This is a genomic window from Rhizobium sp. WW_1, from assembly GCF_003610155.1.
Taxonomy (GTDB): domain Bacteria; phylum Pseudomonadota; class Alphaproteobacteria; order Rhizobiales; family Rhizobiaceae; genus Rhizobium; species Rhizobium tropici_A.
Window position 1 is genome coordinate 109,272 of record NZ_RAIN01000010.1, and the last position, 19,047, is coordinate 128,318.

Sequence of the window (19,047 nt, forward strand, 5' to 3'; positions counted from 1 at the left end):
ATGACCAAAGCGGGAGAAATCCGCACAGGCATTGGTGGCTGGACTTTCGAACCCTGGCGCGGGACCTTTTATCCCGATACGCTGAAGCAGAAGGACGAACTGAATTACGCCAGCCGTCAGCTGCGGGTGATCGAGGTCAACGGCACCTATTACAGTACGCAGAAGCCCGAGGTCTTCGCCAAATGGGCTGCCGATGTACCTGACGGCTTCATTTTTTCTTTGAAGGCCACGCGTTTCGTGACCAATCGCCGCGTTCTCTCCGAGGCCGGCGAATCCATGCAGAAATTTCTGGAGTCGGGCATCAGCGAACTCGGCGATCATCTAGGCCCGCTGCTTTGGCAGTTCGCGCCGACAAAGAAATTCGATCCGGATGATTTCGAGTCTTTCCTGAAGCTGCTGCCGGCCAAGCAGGATGGCCTTGCGCTCAAACACGTCGTCGAGGTCCGGCACGATTCCTTCAAGGTGCCCGAATTCGTCGCACTCCTCGAAAAATACAATGTCGCGCCGGTCTGTGCCGAACATTTCGATTATCCGATGATTGCCGATGTCACGGCCGATTTCGTCTATGCCCGTCTGCAGAAAGGGTCTGACGATATCAAGACCTGCTATCCGCCGAAGGATCTGAAAGCCTGGGCGGATCGGCTGAAAGCATGGGCCACGGGCAATCTGCCCGATGATCTGCCGCTGATCGATGCCAAGCGCAAGGTCAAGGCGGAGCCGCGCGATGTCTTTGCCTTCATGATCCATGAGGGCAAGGTGAATGCGCCACCCGGCGCGATTGCATTGCAGGCGGAAGTTGCCAAGTAGCATTAAAGTGGCTTGACGGCCGCGACGAGATCTTCGGCCGTCAAACCCTTGCCGGCATGTTGGCCTGCCAAGCCATGCAGCCAGACGCCTGCGGCTGCAGCCTCGAAGGCTGGCATCCCTTGCGCCATCAGCCCGCCGACAATGCCGGCGAGCACATCGCCGGAGCCGGCCGTGGCAAGCCAGGGCGGCGCATTGGCATTGATTAGTGTCCTGCCATCAGGGGCGGCAATCACGCTGTCGGCGCCCTTGTAGATGATGGCGGCATGGGCTCTTGCCGCCGCGGCCCTCGCCTTGTCGATCTTGCTCAAAGTCTCATCGGCGGCGATATCGGGAAAGAGGCGGCCAAACTCTCCCTCGTGCGGCGTCAGCACCAATCGGGTCGGTCCTTCGGCAAAAGCATCGAACAATCGCTGCGGGTTGTCGCGAAACGAAGTGATGCCGTCCGCATCGAGCACGAGATGGCGATCCGCAAGCGCGAGGCAGAATTGCCGCGCACGCTCGCCTGCACCGAAACCCGGTCCGAGAATGAAGGTCGAGAGCCGCTGATCGGCAAGCCATGTCCGCAATGCGGCTTCATCATCGACCGGATGCAGCATGATTGCCGTCAGCAGGCCGGCATTGATGCTGAGCGCATCCGGCGGCGAGGCGATGGTGACGAGCCCCGCTCCGGCCTTCAACCCGGCCATGGCCGACATGCGGGCCGCCCCCGTCGCATTCGGCCCGCCCGAAAAGACGACGAGATGGCCACGCTTGTATTTATGCGTCTCGGTGCCCTCGGACGGTATTTTTGCCTGCCACTGCGCTGGCGTGTTTTCGGCGATCAGGCCGTCGGCGTGGGCGCGGACGATGCGGCCGGGAATACCGATATCGAAAACCTCAACTTCCCCGCAGAGGTCGCGACCTGGAAGGAGAAGATGACCCGGCTTGCGTGTCATGAACGTCACCGTTCGCGCAGCACGAAAGGCGGCGCCGAGGATCTGGCCACTCCCCCCATCGAGGCCGGATGGCAGATCGACGGCAATCACGGGAATGCCCGCCTCCCCGATCCGCGCGATCACGGCGGCCACCTCAGTCGGGATGGGACGAGAGAGCCCCGCACCGAAGATCGCGTCGATCACGACATCTCCTGCTTTCGGGACATAGTCGCCAACTGCTGCCCCTGCGACAGGACAATCGGCGAGAGCGCAGGCGGCATCCCCTTTGAGCCGCATCGGATCGCCCAGATGGAAGAGTTGCACACTGGCCCCGGCCTGCCACAGCGCGCCCGCCGCCACATACCCGTCCCCGCCATTGTTGCCCGGTCCGCAAAGAACGATATATCGAAGCGCCCCGGGGAAATGCCGGAGTGCCGCAGCGGCGACAGCCTGTCCCGCCTTTTCCATAAGACCATAGGAATCAATGCCGGATAGCGCAGCAGCGCGATCGACGGCGGCCATATCGTCGGGAGTGAGGAGCAGATCGGCGAGCGGCAACATCATGGCGGATATTATAGATGCGAAATCTGCCTCAAAAACAACCGCTATTCCGGCCGAGGATTTGACCCATAAATATGCATTTGCATAATAATTATGCAAATGCATTCAAGGACTTGTCGAAGCACAAACATGCCACGCATGGCTGCTTTTTGCGAAATTTTGCTTATCCCACGCATTTCCGCGCGAAATCGCTTCCATTTTTCCGAAAAATCCTCATCAATTCATCGTCTCGGTGCAAATTTGCCGGGATTTTTTACGGCAGCTCATTCTCAACTGGCATGATACGTGCATTACGTTGGCCGAGCGGGGAGTAGTCCTGCTGTATCAGGAGAAGCGGAGAGACATTTTCTCATGAAAAAGATCGAAGCGATCATTAAGCCTTTCAAGCTCGACGAAGTGAAGGAAGCCCTTCAGGAAGTCGGCCTGCAGGGCATCACCGTCACGGAAGCGAAGGGCTTCGGTCGTCAGAAGGGCCACACGGAGCTTTACCGTGGCGCCGAATACGTCGTCGACTTCCTGCCGAAGGTGAAGGTCGAGGTTGTATTGGCGGACGAAAATGCGGAGGCGGTGATCGAGGCCATCCGCAAGGCTGCGCAAACAGGCCGTATCGGCGACGGAAAGATTTTCGTTTCCAACGTGGAAGAGGTCATTCGAATCCGCACCGGCGAAACGGGCATCGACGCCATCTAATCCGCCCGGCCCTTTCCGGCCGCGGCTCGTTTAATCGTCATCTATGTCAAGGGAAGTAATTTCATGACGACCGCAAGCGAAATTTTGAAGCAAATCAAGGACAACGACGTCAAGTTCGTCGATCTGCGCTTCACCGACCCCAAGGGCAAGCTGCAGCACCTCACCATGGACGTGGTCTGTGTCGACGAAGACATGTTCGCCGACGGCGTCATGTTCGACGGCTCCTCGATTGCGGGTTGGAAGGCCATCAACGAATCCGACATGGTGCTGATGCCCGATCCGGATACGGTCCACATGGACCCGTTCTTCGCACAGTCCACCATGGTCATTCTCTGCGATATTCTCGATCCGGTCTCCGGCGAAGCCTATAATCGCGACCCGCGCGGCACCGCCAAGAAGGCCGAAGCCTATCTCAAGGCCTCCGGCATCGGCGACACCGCCTTCTTCGGCCCGGAAGCCGAATTCTTCGTCTTCGACGACGTCAAGTACAAGGCCGATCCCTACAATACCGGCTTCAAGCTCGATTCCAGCGAACTGCCGTCCAACGACGACACCGACTATGAGACCGGCAACCTCGGCCACCGTCCGCGCGTCAAGGGCGGCTACTTCCCGGTTCCGCCGATCGACAGCTGCCAGGACATGCGCTCGGAGATGCTGACGGTACTGACCGAGATGGGCGTCGTGGTCGAGAAGCATCACCACGAAGTCGCCGCCGCACAGCACGAACTCGGCATCAAGTTCGAGACGCTGGTTCGCAGCGCCGACGGCATGCAGATCTACAAGTACGTCGTGCACCAGGTCGCCAATGCCTATGGCAAGACGGCAACCTTCATGCCGAAGCCGATCTTCGGCGACAACGGCTCTGGCATGCACGTTCACCAGTCGATCTGGAAGGGCGGCAAGCCGACCTTCGCCGGCGACGAATATGCAGGCCTGTCCGAGAGCTGCCTCTACTACATCGGCGGCATCATCAAGCATGCCAAGGCGATCAACGCCTTCACCAATCCGTCGACGAACTCCTACAAGCGTCTCGTCCCGGGTTATGAAGCTCCGGTTCTGCTCGCCTACTCGGCTCGCAACCGTTCCGCCTCCTGCCGCATCCCGTTCGGCTCGAACCCGAAGGCCAAGCGCGTCGAAGTCCGCTTCCCCGACCCGACCGCCAATCCCTATCTCGGTTTCGCCGCCATGCTGATGGCCGGTCTCGACGGCATCAAGAACAAGATCCATCCCGGCAAGGCCATGGACAAGGATCTTTACGACCTGCCGCCGAAGGAACTGAAGAAGATCCCGACGGTTTGCGGCTCGCTACGCGAAGCGCTTGAAAGCCTCGACAAGGACCGCAAGTTCCTGACCGCCGGCGGCGTCTTCGACGACGACCAGATCGATGCCTTCATCGAACTGAAGATGCAGGAAGTCATGCGCTTCGAGATGACGCCGCATCCGGTCGAATATGACATGTACTATTCGGTCTGATACAACTTCAGAGGCCCCGGGAAACCGGGGCTTCTTCTTCATACGAGCTTGTCGGGCAGGCGTACCGCGGGATGATAACCCTCAAATGACCTCGAACCTCCGCCGACTGGAGAGTTCCAAGCCGGAATGTGACAGTTCAATGAAGGAATGGGGGCAAAATCCTTGATATCAGTGGTGAAAGTCACCACATGATTGCTTGAAAGGAAGTCGTGCCATGAAACAACGAAACGCAAAATTCAATATTGGCGACGTGGTTCGACACCGGATGTTCCCCTTCCGTGGTGTCATCTTCGATGTCGATCCGGAATTCGCAAACACCGAGGAGTGGTGGAATTCCATTCCGGCGGAAGTGCGGCCCGAAAAGGACCAGCCCTTCTATCACCTTCTCGCCGAAAACGACGAGACGGAATATGTCGCATACGTATCGGAACAGAACCTCGTAAATGACGAGAGCGGTGTTCCCTTGCGCAATCCGCAGATTGCCCAGGTCTTTGACCGCGCCCCGACAGGAGAGCTCAAGCCCAAGATGAGCTTCGCCCACTAGGGCCAGTTGTGTATCGAGGAATTCAGGGAGATTGCTGTTGCGGTCTCCCTTTTTCTTTGCTCAACAAGTCTCGATTTTTTGTCTTCAATCAAAGATGTTTGGAAAAAAAGATCCTGCTTGTACCGGGCGGCTCACAGCCGATCTCGCCAAATCGGCGCCAACCGTGCCGCTCGTAGAAGCCGGGAGCTTGGAAGCTGATCGTATAAAGCACCGCCGCGACACAACCACGCCGTCGCCCCTCCTCTTCGAAGGCATGCAGGATCTCTGTTCCCAGACCCGCGCCCCGATGTTCGGGCGGAAGGTAGAAAAGCTCAAGGAAAAGCAATCCCAATGACGATCTGCCGGTTGCGCCGCCTATAACCGCGCCCGTGGATGGGTCAATGGCAACGACCGCAATCGGCTTGCGGTCGGCATAACCCGTAACTTCGTCATTGAAGTCATTCAAACCGCCGCCGATCAATTGCGTCATTTCGGCGGTGACATTGTCACTCACCACGACTTGAGGCTTCCGCATTCAAAGATTCTCCAAAGCTCCAACGGACGGAGAACATATCACGAACATAAAGGCCGACGAAATGGGCCGCCGGCTCTTCGGGCGACTTGCGGGACAAATTCAACGATGATCGGACCGCCAGGAAGCAAGCTCTGACACAAAACGCCGCCTGCAACAATTCGATGCAAGCGGCGTTCGGTAGTCTGGACTTCGAAAAGCTTGTTCGACCAAGCCTTTACCAATCTCTTGAGATGTATCGCAGCTTACTGCTGCTTGGCGGCCTTCTGCGCGTCTTCCAGCTTCTTGCGGGCTTCCTCAGCCTTCTTCTGCATGCTGTCCTGCAGGCTCTTCTGGCTTTCGGCAAGCTTGGAGTCGGAGATTGCCGGGCCGTCAAAGGCGGCGCCAAAGCCGGTCAGCGAAATCTTGATCGGGTTCGGAGCGCGGCGGAAGTTTACCGAGGTGAAGGTGACGTCGGTGCCCTTCTTCAGCGAAGCGATCATCGCGTCGGTGACCGGGACTTCGGCGGTGCACTTGTCCGGAAGGCAAACGGCGTAATCGAGCTTCTGGCCCTTGCCGCCATCGACCTGCATGGTGATGCCGGGCGGGATGAGGCGAGCAGTCGGAACCGAGATCTGCAGGATCTTACGGTTGACCTTGCCGTCTACGGAGATGAGGCCGACGGCCGTTACCAACTGGCCGTTGTTTGCCATGATCAGGTTCTGCACGATGCAAATATCGGCATCGTCCTGCTTGGTGCAGGTCTTGTACCAGCCGAGACGCGGCTGGTTGGGATCGCCACCACCGTCGGCAGGAGCTGCATTGGATGCGTCCTGAGCAAAGGCAGCTGCCGGCATGGCCGCGCCGATCATGAGAGCCAGAGCAGAGAGACCTGCCCGCATTTTGTTGTCAGTCTTGAACATCATAGCGAAACCGCCTCCTGAAATCCGCCTCGGGACGACAGCGTGCCGTCCCATGCAATCGGGTCAATCCGTCGTTCACCTGTCGAATGAATAAGGCAAATACATGACCCGGGAAACCCGGCACCCCTGTTACATCGCACTCGCACGGATATCCAGCTTTTCTTTGGTCTTTTCTGCCAAGTCCTAAGATTTCCGCAGTCGCGTGTTGAATTCGGCACGCTCATGATAATGTTCGGCCGAATCGTGCCCTTACCGGAAAGGATGCCATGCAAGCGCTCCGGATCGCTGTCTTCCTGCTCTTCGCAACCTTATGCAATGCCGCCGCGGCGCAACCGCTTTATGGCATCGCCATGCACGGAGATCCGGCCTTGCCGGCGGACTTCAAGCATTTCCCCTATGTCAACCCGGATGTGAAGAAGGGCGGCCGTATCAGCTATGGCGTGGTCGGCACGTTCGACAATCTCAATCCCTTCATTCTGAAGAGCATGCGCACGACGGCGCGCGGCATGTGGGACCCGGAATTCGGCAATCTCATCTATGAGCCGCTGATGCAGCGCTCTCAGGATGAGCCTTTCACGCTTTACGGGCTGCTGGCGCAAACGGTCGAATGGGACGACAGCCGGAGTTATATCCAGTTCAATCTCAATCCTGCCGCCAAATGGTCCGACGGACAGCCGGTGACAGCCGAAGATGTGATCTTCACCTTCCAGCTTCTGCGCGACAAGGGGCGCGTTCCCTTTTCTTCCTGGCTCGATACGATCGCTTCGATCGAAAAGGTTGGCGAACACGGCGTCATGGTCCGTTTCAACGACAAGGCCAATCGCGAAACCCCGCTTATTATCGCGTCGTCCGTGCCCATCCTGCCGAAACATGCGAGCGACCCTGACAGCTTCGACCGCACGACGCTCAGCACCCCGATCGGCTCGGGCCCATATCGGGTGAAAAGCCTGGACCCCGGCCAACGAATCACCTTCGAACGAAATCCCGATTACTGGGGCAAGGACATTCCGGCGAAGGTCGGCGTCGACAATTACGATCAGATCGTGGTGAACTACTTCCTGCAGGATACGACCGTGTTCGAATCCTTCAAGAAGGGCGACATCGACATCTATAAGGATGGCAGCCCGGCTCATTGGCAACAGGCCTACAATTTCCCGGCGGTAAGCTCCGGCGCCGTTGTCAAGGAGACGTTCACGCCGAAAACACCGAGCGGCATGCTGGGTTTCGTCTTCAACACGCGCCGGCCGATCTTCGCCGACAAGAATGTGCGCAAGGGACTGGCGCTCGCCTTCGATTTCGAATGGTTCAACCGCAACCTTGCCTCCAGCGCCTATACGCGCACCGAAAGCTACTGGCAGAACTCCGATCTTTCATCCTTCGGCGTACCCGCCGATGCCAACGAACTCGCGATGCTTGGCCCCATCAAGGACCATATCGACGCCGACCTGCTTGACGGCACCTACAAGCTGCCGGTCAGCGATGGCACTGGTCGCGACCGCAAGATCCTGCGCAAGGCCGTCAACTTCCTGAAGCAGGGCGGCTACACGATCAAGGGCGAGCGCATGGTCGACGGTGCCGGCCGCCAACTCAGCTTCGAGATCATGACGCAGAATGCGGATCAGGAGCGTATCGCCATCGCCTATCGCCGCTCTCTCGCGCTGCTCGGCATCGCTGTCACCATCCGCACCGTCGACGATTCGCAATATCAGCTGCGAACGACAAACTATGATTATGACGTCATCATCAAATCCTACCCTTCATCGCTGTCGCCAGGCATCGAACAGGTAGGACGATGGAGTTCCGCAGCCGCCAAGACGCCGGGCAGTCTCAACTTTGCCGGCGTCGAAGATCCGGATGTCGACACCCTCATCAATCACTTCCTGACGGCACATTCCGCCGAGGATTTCCGCGATGCCGTGCGTTCCTTCGATCGCATCCTGCTCTCGGGTTACTACGTCGTGCCGCTCTACCATATTGCGCAGCAATGGGTGGCGCGGCGAAGCCATATCGCCCATCCCGACATACTGCCGCTCTATGGTTATCAGTTGCCGGTCTGGTGGGACGCGTCAGTACAGTAGCCTCCATGGTTCCCTTTCGGTAACTGGTTGAAGCCGCCGCCGCAAAGGCCTAGATGGAGTGGGAGAGCCCAAAACCGAAAGGATAGAGCCATGGAACGCATCACGATCGACATCGTCTCGGACGTCGTTTGCCCATGGTGCTATCTCGGCAAGGCGCGACTGGAGCTCGCCATTGCCGAAGTGCAGGACACGGTGGGCGTCGACCTCAACTGGCGCCCCTACCGCCTGAACCCGGACTATCCGCCCGAAGGCGTCGACCAGAAGAAGGCGCTGGAACAGAAGCTTGGCGGCGCGGAGCGCGTGGCGCAGGGGCACAAGATGCTGACCGATCTCGGCCGAGAAGTGGGCATCAAATTCGATTTCGACGCGATCAAGATCGGCCCGAACACGCTCGACGCCCATCGCCTCATCCACTGGGCCGTCACCGAAAGCCGCGAGAAGCAGGACAAGATGGTGGACGCCCTCTTCAAGGCCAATTTCGAAGAGGGCCGCAATGTCGGCGATCACGCGGTTCTGCTCGATATTGCTGAAAAGGCCGGCCTCGACCGCTCCGTCATCGCCACGCTGCTTGCCTCCGACGCGGACCGCGATCTCATCGTCGGCGAAATCGACGCCGCCCAGAAGATCGGCGTCAACGGCGTTCCCTTCTTCATCTTCGATCAGCAATATGCGGTGAGCGGCGCCCAGACGCCGGACGTGCTTGCCGAGGCGCTGCGCGATATCGCCAAGATGAAGGCTGAGGCGCGCGCCGGGATGAATTGAACGAGCGCCGCTGACTGTTATTGGCGACCACCGGGTCAAATTGGGGTAGCCCCGCTCGATGCCGCTGCAGCATGGACGAAACGCCTACCTTCCTTCCTTGATCTAGCCGCCGGACTTCGATGATGAACGCTCCCACTCGTCCCGATCTAAGCGACATAAAGCTGGGAGACTGGGTGGATCGTCGGTTGCCCCCGGCATTGCGTCCCTATACGCGGCTTGCGCGACTCGACCGCCCGGTCGGAATATGGCTCACGCTCTTTCCTTGCTGGGCAGCGCTTATCCAGGCTTCGCACGGCTTTCCCGGTATCCTGCAGTTGATCGTCTTCTCCCTCGGCGCATTGCTGATGCGAAGCGCCGGCTCGACCACCAACGACATTGCCGACCGGAAATTCGACGGCCATGTGGAACGCACGCGCTTTCGGCCATTGGCGAGCGGACAGATCGGCGTGCCGCAGGCGGCGCTGTTTCTGGCGGCAGAACTCGCGCTGGCCGCTTCGCTTCTGCTTTTCCTGTCACCCTTGACGCGTCTCGTCGCAATCTGCGTGCTGCCGCTCGTCTTCGTTTATCCGTTCTGCAAGCGCTTCACCCATTGGCCCCAGGCCGTCCTCGGCGCTGCGTTCAATTGGGGGATGCTGATGGCGTGGTCGGAGGTCATGGGAAAAATTCCCGCCGGTGCGTTTCTCATGTGGCTTGGAGCCATCGCCTGGCAGATCGGATACGACACAGTTTATGCCTATGTCGACGAGAGAGACGATAGGAGACTCGGCTTGAAATCGACGGCAATCCTGTTTGGTGAGCACGGCAAGGCTTGTATCGGTCTGTTCTACGCCGTCACCGTTGCCGCCTGGTCGATCGGAGGCTGGATGGTCGGCATGTCTTTTCCCTATGCCATAGGAATGCTCGTCATCGCCGCGCATCTCGGATGGCAGACCTGGCGCCTCGACCTTGAGCGCCCAGACCTCAACTATCGACTATTCCTGGCGAATATTCTGACCGGCGTGTTGCTGGCTGCCGCGGCCTCGGCTGGAACTCTCTAGGCGGGCGACCAACCATAAAGAGAGTTGGCATCAAGCGCTTCTCCATTGTAGGCTGTCACCCGAAATCGGCCCGAAGCTGAAGACCGGCGCTTGGTTGAACGGCGCTAGAAGAAACAAATTCTGGATTTCGACTTTAGATCGGGAGGAGCCGGACATGTCGTCGATAACCTCCGTCAGTGACAAGCAATATGCGGACAGCAGCAAGCTGGCAGCACGCGCCCGCCTCAACAGTGAATATATGATTGCCGAGATCGGCTGGTTTCCGTGGGTAGCGCAGCAGCTTCCCTTGAAATCAGGCGATCGCGTTCTGGATATCGGCTGCGGCCCCGGATGGTTCTGGGCGGCAACCGCCGCGTCACTGCCTGACAATCTGGACCTCACGCTCGCTGATCTCTCTCAGGGCATGGTCCAGGAAGCCGTCGAGCGATGCACGGCCTTGCCCTTTGGTAGCGTCACCGGCCGGCAAGCCGACGCCGCAACCCTGCCTTTTGCAAACGACTCCTTTGACGCCGTCATTGCGATGCATATGTTCTATCACCTGCCGGACCCGTTCAAGGCCATCGCGGAGATGTATCGGGTTCTGAAGCCCGGCGGCTTCGTCGCGGTCACGACTAACGGAGCCGACAACATGCGCAAGCTGTATGAGCTGACCACTGCCTTCGGCAGCCCGCCTTACGACCCAGCCGGCTCGGCCTTCGGATTCGATGCAGCGGAACGGCTGATGCAGACCCAGTTCGGCAATGTGAGGATAACCGAGCACCCGGCCCTCCTGCGCGTGACCAAACAGGAAGACGTGTACCTCGCCCTCACCTCCTATCCTCCTGGCGATGAGGCCGATGACACGCAGCTAGCCGCATTTCGCAAGGCCATTGCCGAAGCGTTCGAGGCTGGCGGCGGCGTGCTTGAAACCGAGAAGGAAACCGGGCTTTTTATCAGCCGCAAAGAGCGTTGACAGCCCGCATCTCTACTTCGCCAGCTCCGCCAGTTGCGTCATGACAACGGCCGCCCCCTGCAGCCGCTTTTCCGGCGTCGGTAGGTCGCGCGTCAAGAATACGCTATGGTCGGGACGGATCTTCGCCATCGTACCCTGCTTGGCGATATAGCCGACGAGGTTGGCCGGGTTCGGGAATTCCTTGTTGCGGAACTGCACGACGACGCCCTTCGGACCGGCATCCAGCTTCTCGACATTGGCGATACGGCAGAGCGATTTGATGTAGACGATCTTGAGCAGATGCTGGACTTCGATCGGCATTGGTCCGAAGCGATCGATCATTTCGGCCCCGAAACCGTCAATTTCCTTGATTTCGGTTATCTCGCCGAGGCGGCGATAGAGCGCCATGCGCAGATGCAGATCGGGCACGTAGTCGTCGGGGATCATGACCGGCGTGCCGACGGAAATCTGCGGCGACCAGCCGGTATCCTGGATCTCGTCGACGCCCTTCACTTCGGCGACAGCTTCCTCAAGCATCTGCTGGTAAAGCTCGAAGCCGACTTCCTTGATATGACCGGACTGTTCCTCGCCGAGCAGATTGCCGGCGCCGCGGATATCGAGGTCGTGGCTGGCGAGCTGGAAGCCGGCGCCAAGCGTATCGAGCGACTGCAGCACCTTGAGCCGGCGCTCGGCCGTCGTCGTCAGAACCTTGTTGACCGGCAACGTAAACAGCGCGAAGGCGCGCACCTTGGAGCGGCCGACGCGGCCACGCAACTGATAGAGCTGGGCGAGGCCGAACATGTCGGCGCGGTGGACGATCAGCGTGTTGGCTGTGGGTACGTCGAGGCCGGATTCGACAATGGTCGTCGACAGCAGCACATCGTAGCGGCCCTCATAGAAGGCGTTCATGATGTCTTCCAGCTCGCCGGCCGGCATCTGACCATGCGCGACCGCTACCTTCAGCTCCGGCACATCCGACTGCAGGAAGGCGTGGATATCGGCGAGATCGGCAAGGCGCGGGCAGACATAGAAGCTCTGGCCGCCGCGATAATGCTCGCGCATCAGCGTTTCGCGGATGACAAGAGAATCGAAGGGCGAGATGAAGGTGCGCACCGCCATGCGGTCGACCGGTGGCGTGGTGATGAGCGACAACTCGCGCACGCCGGTCATGGCAAGCTGCAGCGTGCGCGGGATCGGCGTCGCCGACAGCGTCAGCACATGCACGTCGCTCTTCAGCTCCTTCAGCCGCTCCTTGTGCTTGACGCCGAAATGCTGCTCCTCGTCGATGATGAGCAGACCGAGATTGGCGAAGCTGATACCGGAGCCGAGTAGCGCATGCGTGCCGACAACGATATCGGTCTTGCCATCGGCCACTTCCTTCTTCGTCAGCGCCAGTTCCTTAGAGCCGACCAGACGGGATGCCTGCTGTATACGGATCGGAAGGCCACGGAAACGCTCGGAGAAGGTCTTGAAGTGCTGGCGGGCGAGCAGCGTCGTTGGCACCACCACGGCGACCTGAGCGCCGTTCATGGCGGCGACGAAGGCAGCGCGGAGTGCCACTTCCGTCTTGCCGAAACCGACGTCGCCGCAGACGAGGCGGTCCATCGGCCGTCCCGCGCCGAGATCGTCGCGCACAGCCTCGATGGCGTTCATCTGGTCGTCTGTCTCGTCATAGGGGAAGCGCGCGGCAAATTCGTCGTAGAGACCATCCGGTGTGCTCAGCACTGGCGCGTGGCGGGTCAAGCGTTCGGCCGCGACGCGGATCAAGGCGCCGGCCATATCGAGCAGGCGCTTCTTGAGCTTGGCCTTGCGCATCTGCCAGGCGCCGCCACCCAGCTTGTCGAGCTGCGCCTCAGTGCCCTCGCCGCCATAGCGCGAGAGAAGATCGATATTTTCGACTGGCAGAAAGAGTTTGGCGTCGTCGGCGTAGCGTAGCTCAAGGCAGGCGTGCGGCGCGCCGGCAGCCTCGATAGTCCTCAGCCCGACGAAACGGCCGATGCCGTGCTCGGCATGGACGACGATGGAACCCTCATCAAGCCCCGCCACTTCCGAGATGAAATCGGCGGCGCGCTTGCGGCGCTTCGAACGGCGCACCATGCGGTCGCCGAGAATGTCCTGCTCACCGATGACGATGAGATCGCCGGCCTCGAAGCCGGCTTCCAGGCTGAGCACGGCGGCAGCCGCCTCGCCTTTGGCCAAGCCGTCAAGATCCTTGAAGGCCTCGATCGTCTTGACACGCGCCAGACCATGCTCCGACAGCACCTGCAGCAGCCGGTCAAGCGACCCCTCGGTCCAGGCCGAAATCAGCACCTTACCGCCCACAGTACGCTTGTCTGCAATATGTTTGACGACGGCGTCGAAGACGTTGACGCGCTCGCTGTCGGCGCTATCGGTCGCGGAACGCGCCCAGCGCGGTCCCTGCCGGGCTTCGAGGCTGATAACGCGGCGCGCCTCGCCCTCATGCTCGTTGAAAGGCGATATGCGGATGGCGCTGAAGGCGTCCAGTGTGTTCCCGAAAGCCTTGCCGTCGAGATAGAGCTGGCCCGGCGTCACAGGCTTATAGGGCGTGCCCTGTGCCATCTGGCCCTTGCCCTGCTGACCCGAATTCAGGCGGGCATCGTAATAGTCGAAAACGAGCTTAGAGCGCTCCTCGGCGGCCTCGCGGACGGTATGATCCGTGACCAGCCGGAAGCCCTTGAGGTAATCGAAGACCGTTTCGAGCTTCTCGTAGAAGAGCGGCAGCCAATGTTCCATGCCGGCGTAGCGGCGACCTTCGGACACGGCGACATAGAGCGCATCGTCGCGCGTGGCGGCGCCAAAGGCCGAAAGATAATTCTTGCGGAAGCGGCTGATCGTATCCGGCGTCAGCGTCACCTCGCTCATCGGATTGAGATCGAGCGAACGCACCTGCCCCGTCGTGCGCTGGCTGGCCGGATCGAAGCTGCGGATGCTTTCCAGCGTATCGCCGAAGAAATCCAGACGAACCGGCTCCTCCGTGCCCGGAACGAAGACATCGAGAATGCCGCCGCGAACGGCGAATTCGCCGACTTCGCGCACGGTCGCGACGCGATCGAAACCATTGCGCTCCAAGCGGCTGGCAATATCATCCATCCGCACCTGATTGCCGGGACGGGCCGAAAACGCCAGGCTTTCAATCACATCCTGCGGCGCGACCTTCTGCAGCATGGCATTGACGGTGACCAGCACGATAGCCGCATGTGGCTTGCGATGATGCGCGATCAGGCCGGAGAGCGCCGCCAGCCGACGGGCCGAGGTATCGGAACTCGGCGACACGCGGTCATAGGGAAGGCAATCCCAGGCGGGAAGAGTGAGAACCGGTATTTCGGGCGCGATGAAGCCGAGCATCTGTTCGACATCGGCCATATGCTGGCCGTCGGACATGACATAGGCGACCGGCTGACCGGCTCGCGCCAGATCGGCAAGCAGGAATGGCTCCATGCCGGCCGGAACATGACCGACCGTCAGCGGCTCGCTTGCGGCGAGCACCTTCTTCGCGTCGAAACCGGGGGTCATTTCGTCAATCCAAACCTTTCGGCGATCTCTTCGAAATCTGGCTTATAGGATGCCAGGCGCTCGAAGAGTGGCGTCTGCAGATGCTGCGGCGTCGGCTCGCTGCCGAGAATCCACTTTAGGAGATCATTGTCCTCCTCGGCCATGATACGCTCGAGTTCGTCGAGATCGGCCTCGGGAAGGTTCGGCAACTCATTGTCGGCGAACTGGCCGAAGACGAGATCCATCTCGCGGATGCCGCGATGCCAACAGCGGAAAAGGATGCGCCGGCGGCGAGGATCGAGATCGGCACTGCTGAGGGTCAGCCCAGTCATCAAAAACACCTTTATGTTGATGCGTCTCTATAAAACCAGCGCAGTAAGGTGGGAACCGGTTTTTCAGAAAAAAGCATCTGCGATGCAATTTTCCGGGGAGTGTTTCGCGTGATGTCGCCGAGTTCTCCGCCGGCCCTTGCCAAATGCGCCCTGCCCGTCGCATTTTGCCCACAATGCGTCCCGCCATCCTCGATCCGCTGTTTGCCTCCATTTCTTCGCTGCCCGGCGTCGGGCCGAAGGTATCCGAGTTGCTGGTGAAGCTGCTCGACCGCGAGACGATCGACGACTGCCGCGTCGTCGACCTCATCTTCCACGCGCCGCATTCGATCATCGACCGGCGCGAGCAGCCGGGCATCGCCAGAGCGCCGCAGGGGGCCATCGTCACCATTACAGGCCGCGTCGACCGGCACCAGCCGCCGCCCAATGCGCGCAGCAACGTGCCCTACCGCGTCTATCTGCATGACGAAACCGGCGAGCTGGCGCTGGTCTTCTTTCGCGGCAAGGCGCAATGGCTGGAAAAGCAGCTGCCCATCGACGAGACCGTCACAGTCAGCGGCAAGGTCGACTGGTTCAACGGCCGGCCGTCTATGGTGCATCCAGACTATATCATGCGCGAGAGCGAGGCGGAGAACCTGCCGCTGGTCGAACCGGTCTATCCGCTGACCGCGGGTCTGACGCCGAAGTTTCTGCGCAAGACCATCGAAGCGGCGCTGCCGCGCATCCCACAACTCCCTGAATGGGATGATATCGCACTTGCCCAGAAGCAGGGCTTTCCCTCGATCTCCGACAGCTTCCATATGCTGCATGCGCCACGAGACGCGTCCGATATCGACCCGCAGGCACCGGCCCGCCGCCGGCTTGCCTATGATGAATTCCTCGCGGGGCAATTGTCGCTCGCGCTCGTGCGCCAAAGGCTGCGCAAAGTTGCCGGGCAGCCCGTGCATGCTACTGGAGAAATCAGCAACAAGATATTGGAATCCCTACCCTTCTCCATGACCAACAGTCAGCGCGACGCGGTTGCGGATATTCTCAAGGATATGGCCGGCACGGAGCGCATGCTGCGGCTGCTGCAGGGCGATGTCGGCGCGGGAAAGACGCTTGTTGCCTTGATGGCTATTGCCGCCGTCATCGAAAGCGGCGGCCAGGCCGTGCTGATGGCACCGACCGAAATTTTGGCACGCCAACATTATGCAACGATCTCGAAATTCGCAGCAAGTGCAAACCTTTCCGTCGAAGTTCTAACAGGCCGCACGAAGGGACGTGAGCGGGATGCGATCCTGGAGCGTATCGCCTCCGGCGAAGCACAGATCGTCATCGGCACGCACGCATTGTTTCAGGATAGCGTCGCCTATGCCAACCTCATGCTGGCCGTCGTCGACGAGCAGCATCGCTTCGGCGTCCACCAGCGCCTGCGCCTGACCGCCAAGGGTATCTCGCCGCATATGCTCGTCATGACTGCCACGCCTATCCCGCGAACGCTGGTGCTGGCTGCATTCGGCGACATGGACGTTTCAAAACTCACCGAGAAGCCGGCGGGCCGCAAGCCGATCCAGACGATCACCATCCCGAACGAGCGAACCGGAGATATCGTCGCACGCCTCAGGAGTGCGCTTTCCGAAGGCAAGAAAGCCTATTGGATATGCCCACTTGTGGAGGAATCCGAAGAATCCGATTTAATGTCCGTCGAGGAGCGGCATGAAACACTGACCAAGGCGCTCGGCCCAGGGATCGGCCTCATTCACGGCCGGATGAGCGGGCAGGAAAAAGACGCCGTCATGATGGCCTTCAAGAATGGCGAGATCCGCCTGCTGGTCGCCACCACGGTGGTGGAAGTCGGTGTCGACGTGCCGGACGCGACGATCATGGTCATTGAACATGCCGAGCGCTTCGGCCTGGCGCAGCTGCATCAGTTGCGCGGGCGCGTCGGACGCGGCGACGAGGCCTCCACCTGCATCCTGCTCTATAAGGGACCGCTCGGAGAGACCGGACATGCTAGGCTGTCCATCATGCGCGACACCGAGGATGGCTTTCGCATTGCCGAAGAGGATTTGAAGCTGCGCGGAGAAGGCGAGCTTTTGGGCACGCGCCAGTCCGGCACGCCAGGTTTCCGCATTGCCAGCCTCGAGGCCCATGCCGATCTTCTGGAAATCGCCCGCAAGGATGCCGCCTATCTGATCGAGCGAGATCCGGAGCTGACAAGCGAACGTGGTGCGGCGGTGCGCACCCTGCTCTATCTCTTCCGCCGCGACGAGGCGATCCGCTTCCTGCGGGCGGGATGAGCAGATGGACGCGTTTGCCGCGTCCATCCCTGTGTCACGATCTCACTTGATAGCGATGCCTGGAATGGTGACCTGGAACACCTGGAACATGGTATCGACGTCAGCACCACTATCATCCTTGTAGGCGGCGCCGACCTGGAAGCCATCCTGGGTGATGAAGTCGTTGTCGTTGGCGACGAACAGGAAGTAATCATCCGGCAGCTTCGGGTCCTGAACGCTGGCAAGCGACATGGCTTCCCATTTTTCCGAGAGATTGTTGCGATCGTTCGGAGCGCCGTTGTGAAGGCCGAAGCGAGCAAGATCAGCGCTGTCGTTGATGTCGATGAACTGGCTGAGGACAGCCGGCTTGACCGAGGGATCGAGAACGCCCTTCGGAGCGACAGCCGTGTCGCCGTCGAACTTGCCGCCGGCAATGTCGGTGGCAGCGGATGCGTCGACAGCGACGATGCTGCGATAGATCGACTTGTCGCCCTTCTGGCCGTAGCCATTGTTGCTGTCGCGTGCGAGCATCAGGAAGCTCGTCGGCGAAAGCGCTACGATTTCGCTCTGGGCGGCTACGGCAGTCTTACCCTTGTCGTTGGTGAAGACCGGCAGAGGCACGACATATTCATGCACCAGCTTCAGATGGTCGAGATCGGCTGCATCGTAAACCAGGGCGCGCGTGTTCTGGCGTGTCGAACTGGAATCGCCGCCATCCTGGCGCGTGGCGGACTGGAGCACGGCGATCAGGAACTTGCCGTCCGGGGTGAGCGACATGCCCTCGAAGCCCTGATTGTTCTGGCGGCCGCTGGTCGGGTCCTTCGGATCAGGAGCGGATTCGCCCGGGCCCGGATTGTTCGACGAGAAATTGACTGCGCCCTTGCGCATCGGCAGAAGCGCAGCCGGCGGTGCCGTGGCAGCCAGCATCCGGCCGTCAGGCGAGAAGCGGTAGATATAGGGGCCGTATTCGTCGCTGATGAACATTGAGCCATCGGGCAAACGGACAATGGCTTCGTTGTCGAGCGAGATCTTGCCATTCGGTGCTTGCGGCAAGAGCGGCATAGCGCCTTCCGCCGGGCGAACGCCGTTGGCGGGATCTAGCCCAGTGGTTTCGGCACCCTTGCTATCCTTCAACAGCAGGGTATCCGCGAGCTTTGCATCCACACCCGACTGTTCCTTGCCAGCCGGCGGCGTTACACCCGGAGCGACGGGCGTCAGCACGATATCGATGGTGTTGAGACGCGCGCGATAATCCGTCGTGCCGGCAACATTGTAGCCGCGGTCCGGCAGCAGCCACAACGAGCCCTTGTAGGTGCCGTCGGCATTGCGGGTCCAGCTCTTGGCATCGATCGACATGCCCGAACCGGAACCGAAGGTTTCGCCGAACTTGTCGCGCTGGTTGGACGGAATACGACCGATGGCGACGCGTCCCTTGTTGACGAGCGTCACGCCCTGGACGCTCACGGAACTATCGGCGAGTGCTGCGAGCGGCGCAGCGAAAACGAATGTAGCGAGCGCAGCCGACAGCAGCGACAGGCTCTTCGAACGCACATGATTCAAGACAATATCCTCCTGATGAAAACCTTTGTGGAGACGATGCATTCATCTCTGGCCCACTTTTCGGGCCGTGCCGAAAGGCTACGACCCGGCGCGACGCTCCGGGCGTTCAATGGCGAGATACATTCGGTTGCTGTCCCCAATGACGATCTAAGGCGTCAACATGATAGGGGCATG

Annotated in this window: 15 protein-coding genes; 9 read left to right on the forward strand and 6 right to left on the reverse strand. The window is 60.1% G+C overall.

The window, feature by feature from the left end; genetic code table 11:
* The gene (locus BJ928_RS26065) at positions 1-807 is read left to right on the forward strand and encodes a DUF72 domain-containing protein (protein ID WP_047633359.1); all 807 of its coding nucleotides are present in this window, start codon (positions 1-3) and stop codon (positions 805-807) included.
* Positions 808-809: 2 nt separating this feature from the next.
* On the opposite strand, the gene BJ928_RS26070 is transcribed toward BJ928_RS26065, so the two are convergent.
* Positions 810-2,285 carry a bifunctional ADP-dependent NAD(P)H-hydrate dehydratase/NAD(P)H-hydrate epimerase gene (locus BJ928_RS26070; RefSeq protein ID WP_047633358.1) on the reverse strand — a complete coding sequence of 492 codons (1,476 nt, stop codon included), beginning with the start codon at positions 2,283-2,285 and terminating at the stop codon, positions 810-812.
* Between the two features lie 348 nt (positions 2,286-2,633).
* Here BJ928_RS26070 and BJ928_RS26075 point away from each other — a divergent pair, with 348 nt between their 5' ends.
* From BJ928_RS26075 to hspQ, 3 genes are all read left to right on the forward strand, one after another.
* Positions 2,634-2,972 carry a P-II family nitrogen regulator gene (locus BJ928_RS26075; RefSeq protein WP_015339877.1) on the forward strand — a complete coding sequence of 113 codons (339 nt, stop codon included), beginning with the start codon at positions 2,634-2,636 and terminating at the stop codon, positions 2,970-2,972.
* Positions 2,973-3,035: 63 nt separating this feature from the next.
* Positions 3,036-4,445, forward strand: a complete 1,410-nt coding sequence (glnA, locus tag BJ928_RS26080; RefSeq protein WP_047633357.1) for a type I glutamate--ammonia ligase — start codon at positions 3,036-3,038, stop codon at positions 4,443-4,445.
* A 214-nt stretch (positions 4,446-4,659) separates the two neighbouring features.
* Positions 4,660-4,989, forward strand: a complete 330-nt coding sequence (gene hspQ / locus BJ928_RS26085; RefSeq protein ID WP_047633356.1) for a heat shock protein HspQ — start codon at positions 4,660-4,662, stop codon at positions 4,987-4,989.
* An 88-nt stretch (positions 4,990-5,077) separates the two neighbouring features.
* Here hspQ and BJ928_RS26090 read toward each other — a convergent pair whose 3' ends face one another.
* Positions 5,078-5,482 (reverse strand): GNAT family N-acetyltransferase, encoded by a 405-nt coding sequence (locus tag BJ928_RS26090; protein WP_197070138.1) that lies wholly within the window; start codon positions 5,480-5,482, stop codon positions 5,078-5,080.
* 263 nt (positions 5,483-5,745) lie between these two features.
* On the reverse strand, positions 5,746-6,405 hold the full coding sequence (locus BJ928_RS26095; RefSeq protein WP_047633354.1) for an invasion associated locus B family protein: 660 nt from the start codon (positions 6,403-6,405) through the stop codon (positions 5,746-5,748).
* 263 nt (positions 6,406-6,668) lie between these two features.
* Here BJ928_RS26095 and BJ928_RS26100 point away from each other — a divergent pair, with 263 nt between their 5' ends.
* The 4 genes from BJ928_RS26100 to BJ928_RS26115 all read left to right on the forward strand — a co-directional run bounded on the left by BJ928_RS26100 (position 6,669) and on the right by BJ928_RS26115 (position 11,231).
* Positions 6,669-8,480 (forward strand): extracellular solute-binding protein, encoded by a 1,812-nt coding sequence (locus BJ928_RS26100; RefSeq protein WP_047633353.1) that lies wholly within the window; start codon positions 6,669-6,671, stop codon positions 8,478-8,480.
* Between the two features lie 90 nt (positions 8,481-8,570).
* A complete protein-coding gene (locus tag BJ928_RS26105; protein WP_047633352.1) occupies positions 8,571-9,242 on the forward strand; it encodes a DsbA family oxidoreductase in 672 nt (223 codons plus the stop codon).
* A 122-nt stretch (positions 9,243-9,364) separates the two neighbouring features.
* A complete protein-coding gene (gene ubiA, locus BJ928_RS26110) occupies positions 9,365-10,279 on the forward strand; it encodes a 4-hydroxybenzoate octaprenyltransferase (RefSeq protein ID WP_047633469.1) in 915 nt (304 codons plus the stop codon).
* A gap of 154 nt (positions 10,280-10,433) precedes the next feature.
* Positions 10,434-11,231, forward strand: coding sequence for a class I SAM-dependent methyltransferase (locus tag BJ928_RS26115; protein ID WP_047633351.1), 798 nt, complete (start codon positions 10,434-10,436; stop codon positions 11,229-11,231).
* A 12-nt stretch (positions 11,232-11,243) separates the two neighbouring features.
* On the opposite strand, the gene mfd is transcribed toward BJ928_RS26115, so the two are convergent.
* Together mfd and BJ928_RS26125 are read right to left on the reverse strand one after the other, a co-directional pair.
* Positions 11,244-14,744 (reverse strand): transcription-repair coupling factor, encoded by a 3,501-nt coding sequence (mfd, locus tag BJ928_RS26120; protein WP_047633350.1) that lies wholly within the window; start codon positions 14,742-14,744, stop codon positions 11,244-11,246.
* Complete coding sequence (locus BJ928_RS26125; RefSeq protein ID WP_047633467.1) at positions 14,741-15,055, reverse strand: succinate dehydrogenase assembly factor 2; 315 nt, start codon at positions 15,053-15,055, stop codon at positions 14,741-14,743. Before BJ928_RS26125 ends, mfd begins: the two co-directional genes overlap by 4 nt.
* Before the next feature lie 173 nt (positions 15,056-15,228).
* Here BJ928_RS26125 and recG point away from each other — a divergent pair, with 173 nt between their 5' ends.
* A complete protein-coding gene (gene recG, locus BJ928_RS26130) occupies positions 15,229-17,334 on the forward strand; it encodes an ATP-dependent DNA helicase RecG (protein WP_047633349.1) in 2,106 nt (701 codons plus the stop codon).
* Positions 17,335-17,376: 42 nt separating this feature from the next.
* Here recG and BJ928_RS26135 read toward each other — a convergent pair whose 3' ends face one another.
* Complete coding sequence (locus BJ928_RS26135) at positions 17,377-18,873, reverse strand: esterase-like activity of phytase family protein (protein WP_047633466.1); 1,497 nt, start codon at positions 18,871-18,873, stop codon at positions 17,377-17,379.
* Between the last annotated feature and the right edge of the window lie 174 nt (positions 18,874-19,047).